Here is a 15202-nt window from a genome sequence, read left to right as displayed (position 1 = left end):
CGGGCGCCTTCCGGGGAAGAGGGGCGGTCAGTGGTCTCGGTGAGTGACCAGCTGGGCGAGCGTGCCGAGCTCCACGGCCGCCCGCGCGGCCGGCGAGGACTCGCCCAGGTGCAGCAACGCCCGCGTGTGCAGCTCGTCGGCCTGCTCCTGGCTCCACGCCCGCCCGCCGGCGGAGTCGACCAGCGAGGCCGCCAGCGCCAGCTCGGCCGCAGACAGCTCGCCCGCCCGGAAGTACAGCGCCGCCAGCTGCTCCGACGCGGGCGTGCCGGCCGTGAGCGCCCGCACCACCGGCAGCGACTTCTTGCGGCTGTGCAGGTCGGTGTGCGCGGCCTTGCCCGTCACCGCCGGGTCGCCCCAGATGCCGAGCAGGTCGTCCACGTGCTGGAACGCGAGCCCGAGCTGGGTGCCGTAGCCGCGCAGCGACTCGACCTGCCCGTCGGTCCCGCCGCCGTACAGCGCGCCCAGCGCGGTCGAGGCACCCAGCAACGCGCCGGTCTTGCCCAGCGCCATCGTGACCACCTCGGGCACCACCACGTCCGTGCGGTTCTCGAAGTCGAGGTCGTGCGCCTGCCCGTCGAGCAACGCGACGACCGCGTCGCCCAGCACCCGGATCGCCTCCAGCGCCCGCGGGTGCCCGGACGCCGCGAGGACGTCCACCGCGAGCGCCTGCAGCGCGTCACCGGCCAGGATCGCCGCGTTGACGCCGAACACGGTCCACGCCGTGGCGCGGTGGCGGCGGGTCTCGTCACCGTCCATCACGTCGTCGTGCAGCAGCGAGAAGTTGTGGATCAGCTCCACCGCCACCGCCGCCGGGATGGCGGCCGCCGCCTTGCCGCCGACGGCCTCGGCCGCCAGCAGCACCATCGCCGGCCGGATCGCCTTGCCGCTGTTCTCCAGCACCGGGTTGCCGTGCTCGTCGCGCCACCCGAAGTGGTACTCGGCGATCACGCGCATCGACTCGGGCAGCTGACTGACGGCCCTGCGCAGAGCCGGGGTCACCAGGCTCCGGCTCCACGCGAGCACCTCGCCCGCGGGGCGTCCCGCGGCGAGCCGTTCGGTGCTGGGGGAGGACATCTCCGCTGTCATCGCTAGAGACCGATCTCCACGTTCTCCAGCACGCCCAGCGCGTCCGGCACGAGAACGGCGGCCGAGTAGTAGGTCGACACCAGGTACTTGAGCATCGCGTGCTCGTCGACGCCCATGAACCGCACGTTCAGGCCGGGCTCGTACTCGTCGGGGATGCCGGTCTGGCGCAGGCCGACGACGCCCTGCTTCTCCTCGCCCAGGCGCATCGCGATGATCGACGTCGTGCCGTTCTTGCTGACCGGGATCTTGTCGCACGGCGCGATGGGCACGCCCCGCCACGTCTGCATCGGCTTGCCCTCCACCACGGCCGTCGGCGTGTAGAGGCCGCGCTCGGACAGCTGCCGGCCGAACGCCGCGATCGCCCTGGGGTGGGCCAGGATCAGCTTCGTGTTGCGGCGCCGGGAGATCAGCTCGTCCATGTCGTCCGGCGTGACCGGTCCCGACCTGGTGCTGAGCCGCTGCTTGAGGTCGGCGTTGTGCAGCAGGCCGAACTCCCGGTTGTTGATCAGCTCGTGCTCCTGCCGCTCGCGCAGGGCCTCGATGGTGAGCCGCAGCTGGTGCTCGACCTGGTCCATCGGCTGGCTGTAGAGGTCGGCGACGCGGGTGTGCACGCGCAGGACCGTCTGCGCCACCGACAGCTCGTACTCGCGCGGCCGCAGCTCGTAGTCGACGAACGTGCCGGGCAGCACCGGTTCGCCGTCGTGGCCGGAGGCGATGTCGATCTCGGCCTCGCCGTGCTTGTTCTGCGGGTTCGTCGGGTGCGCGAGCTGCTGCTCGATGTGCGTGCGCAACGGCTCGACCTGCTGGTTGAGCTGGTTGAACACCGAGCGCGGCAGCTCGACCACGGTCGTGTGGGTGAGCGCGCGGGCGGTGAAGCTCCACGCCACCTCGGCACCGGACAGCACCTCGTTGTCACCGAAGTGCTCACCGTCGGCCACGGTGCCCAGCGCCACGTCGTCGCCGAACTTGCCGCGACCGGTCTTGGCGACCTTGCCGTGCGCGATGACGACGATGGTGTCCACCGGGGTGCCGCGCTCGGCGATCACCTCGCCCGGCTGGTACTCGCGCTGCTCGAACCGGCTCGCGAGGGCCACCAGCGAGTCCTCGTCCTCGAACCCGCGCAGCAGCGGGAACTCGGCCAGCTCCTGCGGCACCGGGCGCACCTCGGAACCGACGCTGGTGAACGTGACCCGGCCGTCGCCGATCGCGAACGTGAGCCGCCGGTTGACCCGGAAGGCACCACCCTTGGCCTCGACCCACGGCAGCAGTCGCAGCAGCCACCGCGGGGAGATGCCCTGCATCTGCGGCGCGGACTTGGTGGTCGACGAGAGGTTGCGGGCGGCTGCCCTGGAGAGGCTCAGCTGCTTGTCGTCGACCCCGAGACCCGGATCGGTAACAGTCACTGCGAGTCCTGCCAATCTTGTTCAGCGGGAGGAGGGATCAGCGGACCAGCACCGCGGCGGTGCCGAGTCCGGACGGCGCGTGGAACGACCGTCGGGTGGGGGTGGTGGCGGGGCGGTAGCGGCCGGAGCGCTGCGTCCACAGCAGCTCACCGGCCAGCCACGACCGCATGGCCTCGGCGTACCGGGACAGCCCGGCCGTCGCCTCGGCGTCGAGGTCGTACTCGGTGGCCAGGGCAGGCAGCTCGGCCATGATCGTGCCGATCTGCCGCAGCCGCGCCGAGATCAGGTCGCCCACGAGGTCCACGGCCTGCTGCAGCTCGCAGTCGAAGAACTGCCGCACCGCCAGCACCGCGCTGGTCGTGCTGCCGCCGGTGGCGTGCACGCGGTCGTGGTTGAAGAGGTCCATCCGCAGCGACGGGACGTCGCCGAACGAGTCGACCAGCGCCCTCATCGTGGAGTTGCGCAGCAGCTCCTCCGGCAGGTCGGCGCGGGCGGCCTTGCGCACGAGCCGGGCCGACAGCTCACCCATGATCGACCTGCGGCGCATCTCCACCAGGTCGACCGGGTCGGGAACACGGCCCTGCACGGTGTTGTGCAGCTCCCACAGCAGTGCGTCGAGGTAGTCGAGCAGCATCGCGCGGTCGGCCTCGTCGGGGGTGCCGCGGGACAGCAGGTCCGCGAGCCCCCTCTCGGCCGGGTTCACCGCCGGCACCGACGGGTCCGCGAGCACCGCCTTCAGCCGGGCGGCGAACGCCCGGCCGCCCGCGAGGTTGCGCGGCCGCAGGAAGCCGTCGAGGAACGCGTCGTCGACGTAGAAGCCCCAGACGCCCCAGTCGTTGACGTACCGCAGCTCCTCGGCCGGCAGCGCCGGGAACGCCAGCGGCGTGAAGCCGCCGTAGTCCGCGGCGTCGTAGAACGCCTCCGTCCACGGCGAACCGGTGAACATGCCCATGTCCCGCGCCCACGCCCTGCTGTGCTGCCGGACGCGGTCCACGTGCGGCGAAAGCCGTGCCGCGTAAGGCATCTCGAACTCGGGAAGCTCAACCACGGGCCACCCCGAGCCACGCGCCGGACGTGCCCAGGCCGGTCGGCCCGCGCAGGATCGTGCGGAAGAACGCGCTGTTGCCCGCACCCGAGTCGGACTTGGTGTAGCGACCGGCGTGCAGGTGCCACTCGTGGCCCCCGGACTGCCAGTCCTGCAGCCCCTTCACGTACTTCAGCACGCGGGCCTGCTCGGACGGGTCGGTCCCGTGCTCGGCGAACAGCACCGGCAGCTCGGTGAACACGGTGTTCTCGAACTGGTGCAGGCGGGAGGTGAGCAGCTTGTTCACCGCCTCGACCGCCGTCTGCGTGTCGTGGCCGAAGAACTTCTCGAACACCAGCACACCGTTGGAGTTCTCGCCCTCGCGCAACACTTCCCGCTCGTAGGAGAAGATGTCGTTGCGCAGGTGGATCGCGTCGGAGAACGTGTCGGAGAGGACCCGCAGCGGGCGGGTGCCCGCGATGGACGCGGGCACCTCGGCAGCTTCGGAGACCTCCACCAGGTTCGCCGACCAGGGCGCGCCGCCGACCTTGCGGCGCATCTCGATGTACTCGATCGGGTTGGCGACCGTGCCGCTCTCGATGTTCTTGATCTCCCACATGCACTCGAGCAGCAGGTTGTGGGTGCTCGTGGTGAACCGGCGCCGCCAGTCCTGCGACATCAGCGGAATCGTCCGCTGCCACAGGTCGACGAGACCGCGCTCGGTCGGGTTCTGCGGCTCCGGCCACGGATCGGTGCCGTTGAGCGGCATGAACGCCGGCAGCCGGTCCAGGTAGGCCTTCGCCCCCGCCACGTCCTTGGTCTGCTTGAACTCCGCGAAGAACTCGTCGTCGAAGTAGAAGACCCAGACGTACCAGTCGGTGATGAGGTCGAGGACGTCCGCGGGGGCGTCGGGGTGGGTCCACGCGCACATGAACCCGTAGTCGTCGCCCGCGAGGACCTCCTCGGTCCACACCCCGGTGTCGAGCATCCCCATGTCCCGCGCCCACTGCGTGGAGTGGACGCGGGCCCGTTCGAGGTGCGGGTTCATCCGCGCCGGGTGCGGCACGTAGAACTCCGGCATGGTGAAGGAGGCCAAGACCTACCCCTCGCGACCGAGCTCGACGTGCTCCAGCACGCCGATCGCGTCCGGCACCATGATGGCGGCGGAGTAGTAGGCGCTGACCAGGTAGTTGATGATCGCCTGGTCGTTGATGCCCATGAACCGCACCGACAGGCCCGGCTGGTACTCGTCGGGGATGCCGGTCTGGTGCAGGCCGATGACGCCCTGGTTCTGCTCGCCGACGCGCATGAGCATCACCGACGACGTGCGGGTGTCCGAGATGGGGATCTTGTTGCACGGCAGCACCGGGATGCCGCGCCAGGCAGGCACCTGCTGGCCGTTGAAGTCGATGTGCTGCGGGTAGACGCCGCGCTTGTTGCACTCGCGGCCGAACGCGGCGATCGTGCGCGGGTGGGCCAGGAAGTACGAGGGGTCCTTCCACACCACCGAGAGCAGGTCGTCGAAGTCGTCCGGGGTCGGCGGGCCGGTGCGGGTGTGGATGCGCTGCTTGAGGTCGGCGTTGTGCAGCAGGCCGAACGACCGGTTGTTGACGATCTCGTGTTCCTGGCGTTCGCGCAGGGCCTCGATCGTGAGCCGCAGCTGCTGCTCGACCTGGTCCATCGGGTGGTTGTAGAGGTCCGCGACGCGGGTGTGGACCTGCAGCACGGTCTGCGCGACGCTCAGCTCGTACTCGCGCGGCGAGAGCTCGTAGTCGACGAACGTGCCGGGCAGCACCGGCTCGCCGTCGTGGCCGGCCGCCATGTCGATCTCGGCCTCGCCGTGCTTGTTCTGCGGCTTGTTGCGGCTGTTGTAGGCCTGCTGGATGTGCGCGCGCAGGCCGCCGGCCTCACCGTTGAGGGCCTGGAAGTCCTCCCACGACAGGGTCAGGACGGTGACCGGGGTGACCGCCTTCGCGGTGTACTCCCACTCGCCCTGCGGCCCGGCGAGCACGGTCTCGCCGAAGTACTCGCCGTCGGCGAGGTTGCCCAGGACGGTCTGGCCGCCGTACTCGCCGGTGCCGACCTTGTCGACCTTGCCGTGCGCGATCAGCACGACCTGGTCCTTCGGGCGGCCCTGCTCGACGATGACGTCGCCGACGCGGTACTCGCGCTGCTGGAACCGACCGGCCAGCGCGGCCAGCACGGCGTCGTCGTCGAACCCGCGCAGCAGCGCGAGCTCCGTGAGCTCCATCGGGATGACCCGGATCTCGGAGCCGGTGTTGGTGAACGAGACGCGGCCGTCGCCCAGCGTGTAGGTGAGGCGCCGGTTGACGCGGTAGGCGCCACCCGCCGCCTGCACCCAGGGCAGCACCTTGAGCAGCCAGCGGGAGGTGATTCCCTGCATCTGGGGTACGGACTTGGTGGTCGTGGCCAGATTACGAGCGGCGGCCGTACCCAAACTCAGCTGCTGACGGCCCTCATTGAGGTCAGAATCCGTCACAGTCACAACCTGCACCCACCTATCTCAATGCGCTGATGGACCAATCCGACAAAGGCCGGAATGGACGTTAGTTCTCGCGGATGAGAAGTGGGAAGCGGCCAAGAAGGCGACATTCGGGTGGGTGGTTTACGCCTATGGGTGCTACGCAGGGTACAACTTCTGCCGTACCGGCAACCGTGGTATCGGCAGAAGAGTGAAGAGGCTTGATTCTTCGGAGTTCCGAAGCTGTCACTCGTTTGGTCCTGTAAGACCACTCCATTGTGGTATTGGTGGACGGCAGTACCCTGCTATATGAAACCGCTTCGAATGCAATCGAAATCCACCCGAAGCGGTGTGCGTCAATGCCACTCCCGGGAACTCGTCGCACACTGCGGCGAAAACCCGGTTTTGGGCCGGACGTCATTCGTGCTATTGCGCTCCCGTGGCGTTCAGGAAAGCTTCCAGCTGGCTGACGACGAACGCGTGGTCCTCGGCCTGCGGCAGGCCGGACACGCCGACCGTGCCCACCGGCCCCGTGCCGCGGACGATCACGGGGAACACGCCGCCGTGCGCCGCGTACCGGTCGGGGTCGAGCCGTGACGCCGCCTCGAACGTCGTGCCCTTCTCCCGGAACGACGTGCCCACCTGGAACGAGCTGTGGCCGAACAGCTCGACCACGCGGGCCTTGCGCTCCAGCCACCGGTCGTTGTTCGGCGCGGTGCCGGGCAGGGAGGCGTGGAACAGGCGGTGCCCGCCACGGCACACCGAGATCGCAATGGGCAGGCCCTGCTCGCGAGCCGCCCTGAGCAGGTGCAGGCCCAGCTCGATCGCGATGTCGTTGTCGAAGGAGCCGAACTGCAGCCGTTCTTCTTGCGCCAAGAGCTCTTCGCTGGTCACAGGGTCACCACCCGGTTGTCGTGTGCGGACGTGAAAGCGGCCTCGATGACCTGCAGCGCGTGCACGGCCCCTGCCGGGTCGACCGGAATCCGCCCGGCCTGCAGCTCGCGGTAGAAGTGCTGGTAGGCGCCGTGTTCGAGGGGCACCTCGGTGGCGTCGCCGAGCACGCCGAGCCGGCCGGTGCGGGGCTCCGCGCCCCAGTCCGGATCCGCCGGGCGGCCACCGGCGGCGAGCGCGTCCTCCTGCCCGTCCAGGCCGTCGACGACGAACGCGCCCTCGCTGCCCAGGACGCGGAACCTCGGCCCGTGGTGGGCGGCGTGCGCGTTGGCCCACAGGTGCGAGCGGACGCCGTTCTCGTGCGTCAGCGCCACGAACACGTCGTCGTCGACCCGCACGCCGGGGCGGCGCAGGTCGAGCTCGGCGTAGACGTGCCGGACCGGCCCGAACAGCTCCAGGGCCTGGTCGACGAGGTGGGCGCCGAGGTCGTAGAGCAGCCCGCCGGCCTCCTCCGGCGCACCCCGCTCGCGCCAGTTGTCCCAGACCTCGGGCACCCAGCGCTCGAAGCGGGACTCGAACCGGCGGACCTCACCCAGCCGCCCGACGACCTCCCGGACGGTCAGGAAGTCGCTGTCCCAGCGGCGGTTCTGGAAGACCGTCAGCGGCACGCCCTTCGCGCGGGCCGCGTCGACCAGCTCCCGCGCCTCGCTGCTCGTGGGTGCGAACGGCTTGTCGACGACGACCGCGACGCCCTTCTCGACCGCCCGCCGCGCGTACTCCACGTGCGTCCGGTTCGGCGTCGCGACCACCACCAGGTCGAGGTCCATGGCGAACAGCTCGTCCGCGGTGACGATGCGCGCCCCGGGGTGGTCGGCGCGCACCTGCGCCTGCCGCTCCGGGTTCGCCGTCACGACCGCGGCGAGCTCCATGCCCTCGGTCGAGGTGATGAGCGGGGCGTGGAAGACGCGTCCCGCGATGCCGTACCCCAGCAGTCCTGCCCGTGTCATGGTCCCGATTAAAGCAACGCTGTTGCATAATTGCCAGGTGGACCTCGCCGCAGTGCGCTCGCACAACGACCGGACAGTGCTCGGGCTCGTGCGCTCAGGGGCTCTGAGCAGGGCTGACATCGCCGACCGCGCCGGGCTGACCCCGCAGGCGGTGTCGAAGATCGTGGCACGGCTCCTGGCGGCCGGCCTGCTGGAGGAGACCGGCACCGTGCGCGGCGGCGGTCGCGGCAAGCCCCGGACGTCGCTGCGGCTGCGCGCCGACGGTGCCTGTGCCTACGGCGCGTACGTCGACCGCGACGAGCTGCGGGTCGTGCGCCTCGACCTCACCGGCGCGCAGGTGTCGTCGTCGGTCGTGCCCCTCGCGCCGATGTTCGCGCCCGCGGACGTGCTGGACGCGCTCGCGCCGCTGGTCGAGCCGGGCGGGAACGTGCTGGGCCTGGGCATCGCCATCGCGGGCCCGCTCGACTTCCGCGACGGGGTGGTGTCCCCGAACGGGCTGCCCGGCTGGTCGGCGGTGCCGTTGCGGGTGCTGGCCGAGGAACGGCTGGGACTGCCCGTGGTGGTCGACAAGGACACGAACGCGGCCGTGCTCGCTGAGGCGTGGGCCCGGCCGTTGCGCGACGCGGCACTGGTGTTCGCCGGCACCGGCCTGGGCATGGGTCTGCTGCTCGGCGGCGAGGTGCACCGCGGCGCACGGTCGGGGGCGGGCGAGTTCGGGCACACCACGATCCAGCTCGACGGCCCGCTGTGCGTGTGCGGGCGGCGCGGGTGCGTGGAGGCGGTGCACAACGCGGCGGTGTCCGGGACGGAGGCGGCGCGGGTGCTCGCGGCCGCGGTGGTGAACCTGGTGCAGCTGCTGGACCTCGACCAGATCGTCCTCAGTGGACGGCGGGTCCTGGAGTCGCCGGAGCTGTACCTGCGGGCACTGGCCGGTGTGGACGTGAGCGTGTCGGCGCACGGCCCGGACCTCGTGCCCGTCGGCGCCGCGCTGCTCGTGCTGGACGAGCTGTTCTAGCGAGCCCCTTACTGCTTTACTATGGTACTAGCAAAGCAGTAAGGGGCTCCCGTGTTCGTCTTCCGGCTCGACACCCACTCCGGCGTGCCGCCGTACCTGCAGCTCGTCCAGCAGGTGCGCCAGGCGGTGCTGCTGGGCTTCCTCCACCCCGGTGACCGCCTCCCGCTCATCCGCGAGGTGGTCGAGGACCTGGCCATCAACCCGAACACCGTCGCCAAGGCGTACCGGCAGATGGAGCAGGAGGGCCTGGTCACCGGCCGGCCCGGCCAGGGCACGTTCGTCAACGAGCAGCAGTCGCCCGTGATGCCCGCCTCGACGTACACGTCGCTGCGCCGCGGCCTGGCGACCTGGCTGCGCCGTGCCTACGCGGCGGGCCTCGACGAGCAGGCGGTCACCGCGCTGCTCACCTCGGTGCACCAGCAGGTCAGGAACGAGGACGTGGCGTGACGGCGGCCGGGTTTGCGCTGCGCACCGACGGTGTCGGCAAGAGGTACCGGAAGGGCTGGGCGCTGCGCGACTGCACCCTGTCCCTGCCCGCGGGCGGCGTGATCGCCCTGGTCGGGCCGAACGGCGCGGGCAAGACCACGTTGCTGCGGCTGGTCGTCGGGTTGCTGGCGCCGAGCACCGGCACGGTGGAGGTCCTCGGCCACGACGTCACCGCCAGCACCCCGCACACCCTGTCCAGGATCGGGTTCCTGGCCCAGGACCACCCGCTGTACAAGCGGTTCACCGTCGCCGAGATGCTCCGCTTCGGCCGGACCTGCAACCTGCGGTTCGACCAGGGGCTGGCCGAACGCCGGCTGGCGGCGCTGGGCATCCCGCTCGACCGCAGGACCGGCACGCTCTCCGGCGGGCAGCAGGCCCAGGTCGCGCTGGCACTGGCACTGGCGAAGCGGCCGGACCTGCTCGTGCTCGACGAGCCGGTGGCGAGCCTCGACCCGCTGGCCCGGCGCGAGTTCCTCCAAGTCCTCATGGGCGCGGTGGCCGAAGGAGGCGTGACCGTCCTGTTCTCGTCCCACGTCGTGCACGAGCTGGAACGCGTCTGCGACCACCTGGTCGTGCTCAACCAGGGCCGGGTCACGCTCACCGGCGACATCGACACCCTGCTCGCCGAGCACCGGCTGCTCGTCGGCCCGCGCACGGCCACCGACCTCGACCGGGCCGGCACCGTCGTGGAGGCCGTCCACAGCGACCGGCACACGACCCTGCTGGTCCGCGACGGCGGGCTCCCGGTCGCGCCGGGGTGGCAGGCCCGGCCGGTCGCGCTGGAGGACCTGGTGCTCGCGTACCTGAGCCGGCCGTCGGAGCCGGGTGCCGAGGTCACGGCGGTGGGGGCGTCATGACGTGGTTGCTCTGGCGCCAGCACCGGACCGAAGTCTGCGTCCTGGGCCTGCTCGTCGGCGCGTTCGGCATCGCCCTGCTCGTGCTCGGGACGCAGGCCCACGACCTGTTCCCCGGCGGTCCCGCCCGGTGCGAGGGGCAGGCCGGGGTCAGCGACGCCTGCACGGCCGCGTTCCGCCGGCTCGACGACGAGTACGGGTTCGTCGAGAACCTCCTGGCCGCCTTCTACCTGGTCCCCGTCGTCATCGGCGCGTTCCTCGGGGCGCCGCTGCTCGCGCGCGAACTGGAGGACGGCACCTGGCAGCTCGCCTGGACGCAGGCCGTGCCGCGGATGCGCTGGCTCGCGGCCAAGCTCCTCGCACTGGCCGGCGTCACCGTCGCGCTCACCGGCCTGTTCACCGCGGTGCTCACGTGGTTCCGCCGGCCGTTCGACGCGTGGGAGGGGCGGTTCCAGTACGACGCCTTCGACCTGCAGGGGCTCGTTCCGGTGGCGTACGCGCTGTTCGCGTTCGGCGTGGCCACCGCCGCCGGTGCGGTCCTGCGGCGCAGCCTGCCCGCGTTCGGCGTCGCGTTCGGTGCGTTCCTCGCCGCCCGGATGTCGGTGGCGCTGCTGGCCCGTCCCGCGTACGCCACACCGCTCACCGCCACGAAACCGGTCCCCGTCGGCGGCGCCCAGGACCGGGCCGCACCCGGCTTCGCCGACTGGACGGTCGAGCGCGGCTACGCGGACGCCACCGGGCGCAGGCTGAGCTCCACCGAGTACCTCGCACTGGAGGACAGCGCCGACCGGGCCGGCACCAACCTCAACCAGTTCCTGCACGAGCGGGGCGTCCAGCGGTTCGAGGTCTACCACCCGGCCGACCGGTTCTGGACGTTCCAGCTCATCGAGTCGGCCCTGTTCGCGACCGTCGCGGCGGTCCTGCTCGGCGTGGTGGTGTGGCGGGTGCGGCGCCGCCTGCTCTAGACCCCGCATCCCCCTTGCAGATGCCGGGGCAGGCAGGGAGGGGGAGGAGTGCGGCGGTGCTTACCATTGGGGCGTGGACGTCGAGCACGTCGTCGGGCTGCCGCACCCGCGGCTGCGGCCGTTCGTGACGCGGTACTCCGGCTACCGGATGCGGACCGCGCCCGGCACCCACCGCGGCCTGCCCTCGCGGTCGCTCACGCTCGTCGTCACCCTGGACGGCACGGTCGACCTGCCGGAGGGCCGCTTCTCCGCGTTGTGCGGCGGGCTGCACGACGAGGCCGTGCTCATCACCCACGACGGGTTCCAGCACGGCGTGCAGTGCGACCTCACGCCACTGGGCGCACGGGCGTTGTTCGGGGTGCCCGCGGGGGAGCTGGCCGGGGTGTCCGTCGGGCTGGACGCGCTCGACGCGCCCGCCGGGGAGCTGCGCGAGCGCTTGCGGGCCGCACCGACGTGGCTGGACCGGTTCGCGCACCTGGACCGGGTGCTCGGCGGGCTGCTGCGGCCGGTGCGGCAGCAGGTGGAGGTGGCGTGGGCGTGGCAGCGGCTCGCCGACGGCGCCGGGGTCGGTGCCATCGCCGCGGAGGTCGGGTGGAGCCGCCAGCACCTCAGCGCCCGCTTCGCCGCCGAGTACGGGCTCACGCCGAAGGTCGCGAGCCGGGTGATGCGGTTCGAGCGGGCGAACCGGATGCTGCGCGGCGAACGCAGGCCCACGCTCACCGAGGTGGCCGCCGCCTGCGGGTACGCCGACCAGGCGCACCTCAACCGGGACTGGCGGGCGCTGTGCGGGGCCACGCCCACCGAGTGGATCACGGCCGAGCTTCCATTCGTCCAAGGCAGCGAGGGCCCGCACGTCGCAAGGTAGTCCCATGACGACACCCGCACCCACCTGCTGGCCCACGCTGACCTACCGGGACGCACCCGCCGCGATCCGGTTCCTGGTCGAGGGCTTCGGTTTCCGCGAACACCTCGTCGTGCCGGGGCCGGCCGACGGCGAGGTCGTGCACTGCGAGCTGGTCTGGCCCGAGGGCGGCGGCGTGATGCTCGGGTCCGCGCAGCGGTCCGCCGGCGAGCCAGGGGCGACCGCCGCCGGCCGCGCGTCCGTGTACGTGGTGACCGACCGCCCGGACGAGATCCACGCCCAGGCCTTGGCGCACGGCGCGACGGAGATCCGCGGGCTGCGCGACGAGGACTACGGGTCGCGCGGCTTCACCGTGGCTGATTCCGAGGGCAACCGCTGGAGCTTCGGCACCTATCGCGGCGCCTGACGCAACCCGCCGCACCGGTCGCGGAGTGTCCTGGGGTCAGCTCGGTGGACCAGACCGTGCTCCGGGCCTACCGCCTGCGGGACTGAATCGAGTGACTAGGCCGTACGGTCGCTGGAGCTGCGTCTCAAAGGCGTAACCGGACGGCCGTTCGGTCGTTGTCCTCGCTGCGGCACCTGCCCGGGGCAGTGCACGGGACGATGAGGACGCGGGCGTCTCGCGCACGGGCAGGTGCCGCCGTATTCGATGGCCGGGACCGGCCCGATGTGGTGGCATCTGCGGTCATGGGGTTCGAGGAGCTGGTCGCCGAGGGGGCGGCGGTACCGCTGGAGGGCTGGGACTTCTCCTGGTTCGACGGCCGTGCCACCGAGGAACGACCGCCGTGGGGCTACGCGGGGCTGATCGCCGAACGGCTGGCGCGGGTCGGGACCGCGCTGGACCTGCAGACCGGCGGGGGAGAGGTCACGGCGTCCGCGCCGGTCAAGCCGCCGGTGCTGGTGGCCACCGAGTCGTGGGCGCCGAACGCTGCCGTGGCCCGGCAGAACCTGCCCGGCGCCGCGGTGCTGCGGGTGCCGGACGAGGGGCCGTTGCCGTTCCGGGACGCCGCGTTCGACCTCGTCCTCAGCCGCCACCCGGTCGTGACGCCGTGGGCCGAGGTCGCGCGGGTCCTGCGGCCCGGCGGCACCTACCTGTCGCAGCAGATCGGGGCCGGCACGAACCGCGAGCTCACCGACTTCATGATGGGGCCGCAGCCGGTCAGCCAGACGCGCAGCACCGAGAGCGCGCGGCGGGACGCCAAGGCCGCCGGGCTGGAGGTGCTGCGGCTCGAACCCGTGGCGCTGCGGGTGGCGTTCTTCGACGTCGGCGCGGTGGTGCACTTCCTGCGCAAGGTCCTGTGGACCGTTCCCGGCTTCACCGTCGAGGGGTACCGGGAACGGCTCAAGGCGATGCACGAGCACATCGAGGCGCACGGCGAGTTCGCGTGCACCTCGACGCGCTTGCTGGTCGAGGCCCGTCGGCCCTAGCGGGGCTGGCGCTCCCGGCGCACGGTCACGCGCTTGCCCTTGATCGTCGCGTCGCGCAGCTGCGTGATCACGTCGTTCGCGGCCTCGCCGGGCACCTCGACCAGCGAGAACCGGTCCGCGATCTCGATCGCGCCGATCTCGCGGCCCTTCAGGCCGGTCTCACCGGTGATCGCGCCCACGATGTCCTGCGGGCGGATGCCCGACGAGCGGCCGGCACCCAGGAACAGGCGGGTCATGCCCTCGGACGGGCCGCGGCGCTCCCGGCGGGGACCGGCGGGGGCACCGTCGCGGCGCGGGCGGTCCTCGCGCGGGCGGACCTCGGGGATCTCCTCCTCGTCCGCGGCGGCACCGGAGGCCTCGTGCGCGAGCTTCACGGCGGCGAGCGCGATCTCCATCACGTCGAACTCGTCGGCCAGCGTCTCGACCACGACGCGGAAGCGCGACAGGTCGTCCTCGAGCAGCGACTCGTGCAGCGACGAGCGGGTGAGCTCCAGCTGGCGGGCGCGCAGGTCGGCGACCGTCGGCACCTTCTCGACCGGGATCTTGGTCTTGGTGACCCGCTCGATCGTCTTCAGCATCGAGTTCTCGCGCGGCTCGACCAGCGTGATCGCCACGCCCTCGCGGCCCGCGCGGCCGACGCGGCCGATGCGGTGGGTGTACGCCTCGGGCGCGGACGGCACGTTGTAGTTCACGACGTGCGTGAGCTGCTCGATGTCGAGGCCGCGTGCTGCGACGTCCGTGGCCACCAGCAGGTCGGCCGTGCCGGAGCGCAGTCGCGCCATGACCCGGTCGCGCTGCTCCTGGCTGATGCCGCCGTGCAGCGACTCGGCGCGGTAGCCGCGGCCGTTCAGCGTCTCGGTGAGCTGGTCGACCTCGTCGCGCGTGCGGCAGAAGACGACGGCGGCGGTCGGCGACTCGACGTCCAGCACGCGGCCGAGCGCGGCCGGCTTGTGCTCGCGGCGCACCAGGTACGCGGTCTGGCGCACCCGCGGCGCCTCGCCCGGCTGGGTCTTCTCGCGCTCGATCTGGATCAGCTCGGGGCTGCGCAGGTGGCTCTTCGCCATGCGGTCGATGCGCGGCGGCATCGTCGCGGAGAACAGCACCGTCTGCCGGTCGGCCGGGGTCTCGGTGAGGATCGCGTCGATGTCCTCCGCGAAGCCCATGTCGAGCATCTCGTCGGCCTCGTCGAGGACCACGATCCGCAGCGCGTCGAGCTGCAGCGTGCCGCGTCCCAAGTGGTCGATGGCACGGCCGGGGGTGGCGACCACCACGTCGACACCGCGGGACAGCTCCCGCAGCTGCCGCCCGATCGGCTGACCGCCGTAGATCGGCAGCACCCGCGTGCCCAGGTGCCGGCCGTAGCGGTGCACCGCCTCCGACACCTGCACCGCCAGCTCACGGGTCGGGGCGAGCACCAGCGCGAGCGGTTTGTCGCTCTTGCCGATCTGGTCGGCGATGCGTTCGAGCAGCGGCAACGCGAACGCCGCCGTCTTGCCGGTACCGGTGGCCGCCTGGCCGAGCAGGTCACGGCCCGCCAGCAACGGTGGGATGGCTTCGCTCTGGATCGGCGTCGGCTCCTCGTAGCCCAGCGTGGTGAGCGCGTTGAGGATGTCGGGCCGCAGCCCCAGGTCGGCGAAACCGTTGTCGGCGGTGGTCATGGCGCACATCTTCCCTTACCGGCGGTTGCCACACCCGACTA

15 protein-coding genes are annotated in these 15202 nt (G+C 71.7%); 7 read left to right on the top strand and 8 right to left on the bottom strand.

Going from position 1 to position 15202, the window contains the following annotated elements; genetic code table 11:
- Window positions 1-27 precede the first annotated feature (27 nt).
- The 7 genes from ACZ7CF_RS30810 to ACZ7CF_RS30780 form a co-directional block, all read right to left on the bottom strand.
- Window positions 28-1086 (bottom strand): family 2 encapsulin nanocompartment cargo protein polyprenyl transferase, encoded by a 1059-nt coding sequence (locus ACZ7CF_RS30810; RefSeq protein ID WP_470371224.1) that lies wholly within the window; start codon window positions 1084-1086, stop codon window positions 28-30.
- 2 nt (window positions 1087-1088) lie between these two features.
- Window positions 1089-2489, bottom strand: a complete 1401-nt coding sequence (locus tag ACZ7CF_RS30805; RefSeq protein ID WP_360396318.1) for a family 2B encapsulin nanocompartment shell protein — start codon at window positions 2487-2489, stop codon at window positions 1089-1091.
- 37 nt (window positions 2490-2526) lie between these two features.
- Window positions 2527-3537, bottom strand: a complete 1011-nt coding sequence (locus ACZ7CF_RS30800) for a terpene synthase family protein (RefSeq protein ID WP_470371223.1) — start codon at window positions 3535-3537, stop codon at window positions 2527-2529.
- The gene (locus ACZ7CF_RS30795) at window positions 3530-4609 is read right to left on the bottom strand and encodes a terpene synthase family protein (protein WP_470371222.1); all 1080 of its coding nucleotides are present in this window, start codon (window positions 4607-4609) and stop codon (window positions 3530-3532) included. Before ACZ7CF_RS30795 ends, ACZ7CF_RS30800 begins: the two co-directional genes overlap by 8 nt.
- 3 nt (window positions 4610-4612) lie before the next feature.
- Entirely contained in the window at window positions 4613-6019 is a 1407-nt protein-coding gene (locus tag ACZ7CF_RS30790) for a family 2B encapsulin nanocompartment shell protein (protein WP_360396324.1), read from the bottom strand.
- 402 nt (window positions 6020-6421) lie between these two features.
- Window positions 6422-6889, bottom strand: a complete 468-nt coding sequence (locus ACZ7CF_RS30785) for a heme-degrading domain-containing protein (protein ID WP_470371221.1) — start codon at window positions 6887-6889, stop codon at window positions 6422-6424.
- The gene (locus ACZ7CF_RS30780) at window positions 6886-7893 is read right to left on the bottom strand and encodes a Gfo/Idh/MocA family protein (RefSeq protein ID WP_458431322.1); all 1008 of its coding nucleotides are present in this window, start codon (window positions 7891-7893) and stop codon (window positions 6886-6888) included. The genes ACZ7CF_RS30785 and ACZ7CF_RS30780 overlap by 4 nt, the downstream gene beginning before the upstream one ends.
- A gap of 37 nt (window positions 7894-7930) precedes the next feature.
- Here ACZ7CF_RS30780 and ACZ7CF_RS30775 point away from each other — a divergent pair, with 37 nt between their 5' ends.
- The 7 genes from ACZ7CF_RS30775 (at window position 7931) to ACZ7CF_RS30745 (ending at window position 13503) form a co-directional block, all read left to right on the top strand.
- Window positions 7931-8908: an ROK family transcriptional regulator gene (locus tag ACZ7CF_RS30775; RefSeq protein WP_470371220.1), complete on the top strand. Its 978-nt coding sequence runs from the start codon at window positions 7931-7933 to the stop codon at window positions 8906-8908.
- Between the two features lie 51 nt (window positions 8909-8959).
- Complete coding sequence (locus ACZ7CF_RS30770; RefSeq protein ID WP_360396332.1) at window positions 8960-9355, top strand: GntR family transcriptional regulator; 396 nt, start codon at window positions 8960-8962, stop codon at window positions 9353-9355.
- Window positions 9352-10251: an ABC transporter ATP-binding protein gene (locus ACZ7CF_RS30765; protein WP_360396334.1), complete on the top strand. Its 900-nt coding sequence runs from the start codon at window positions 9352-9354 to the stop codon at window positions 10249-10251. Before ACZ7CF_RS30770 ends, ACZ7CF_RS30765 begins: the two co-directional genes overlap by 4 nt.
- Window positions 10248-11213 carry an ABC transporter permease subunit gene (locus tag ACZ7CF_RS30760; RefSeq protein ID WP_470371219.1) on the top strand — a complete coding sequence of 322 codons (966 nt, stop codon included), beginning with the start codon at window positions 10248-10250 and terminating at the stop codon, window positions 11211-11213. The genes ACZ7CF_RS30765 and ACZ7CF_RS30760 overlap by 4 nt, the downstream gene beginning before the upstream one ends.
- Window positions 11214-11286: 73 nt before the next feature.
- A complete protein-coding gene (locus ACZ7CF_RS30755; RefSeq protein ID WP_470371218.1) occupies window positions 11287-12078 on the top strand; it encodes a helix-turn-helix domain-containing protein in 792 nt (263 codons plus the stop codon).
- A 4-nt stretch (window positions 12079-12082) separates the two neighbouring features.
- A complete protein-coding gene (locus tag ACZ7CF_RS30750) occupies window positions 12083-12481 on the top strand; it encodes a VOC family protein (RefSeq protein WP_360396340.1) in 399 nt (132 codons plus the stop codon).
- A 281-nt stretch (window positions 12482-12762) separates the two neighbouring features.
- Window positions 12763-13503 (top strand): class I SAM-dependent methyltransferase, encoded by a 741-nt coding sequence (locus ACZ7CF_RS30745; RefSeq protein ID WP_470371217.1) that lies wholly within the window; start codon window positions 12763-12765, stop codon window positions 13501-13503.
- Here ACZ7CF_RS30745 and ACZ7CF_RS30740 read toward each other — a convergent pair.
- Window positions 13500-15161: a DEAD/DEAH box helicase gene (locus tag ACZ7CF_RS30740; RefSeq protein ID WP_360396346.1), complete on the bottom strand. Its 1662-nt coding sequence runs from the start codon at window positions 15159-15161 to the stop codon at window positions 13500-13502. The two genes, ACZ7CF_RS30745 and ACZ7CF_RS30740, sit on opposite strands and share 4 nt — an antisense overlap.
- Window positions 15162-15202 lie beyond the last annotated feature (41 nt).

This window comes from Lentzea sp. NPDC036955, assembly GCF_055608005.1.
This window is presented reverse-complemented; position numbering and strand designations above follow the sequence as displayed.

Bases quoted from the DNA above. Each gene is read 5' to 3' on its own strand.
- ACZ7CF_RS30740 (WP_360396346.1), bottom strand. From the start codon at position 15,161: ATGACCACCGCCGACAACGGTTTCGCCGACCTGGGGCTGCGGCCCGAC.
- ACZ7CF_RS30810 (WP_470371224.1), bottom strand. From the start codon at position 1,086: ATGACAGCGGAGATGTCCTCCCCCAGCACCGAACGGCTCGCCGCGGGA.
- ACZ7CF_RS30750 (WP_360396340.1), top strand. From the start codon at position 12,083: ATGACGACACCCGCACCCACCTGCTGGCCCACGCTGACCTACCGGGAC.
- ACZ7CF_RS30760 (WP_470371219.1), top strand. From the start codon at position 10,248: ATGACGTGGTTGCTCTGGCGCCAGCACCGGACCGAAGTCTGCGTCCTG.
- ACZ7CF_RS30780 (WP_458431322.1), bottom strand. From the start codon at position 7,893: ATGACACGGGCAGGACTGCTGGGGTACGGCATCGCGGGACGCGTCTTC.
- ACZ7CF_RS30745 (WP_470371217.1), top strand. From the start codon at position 12,763: ATGGGGTTCGAGGAGCTGGTCGCCGAGGGGGCGGCGGTACCGCTGGAG.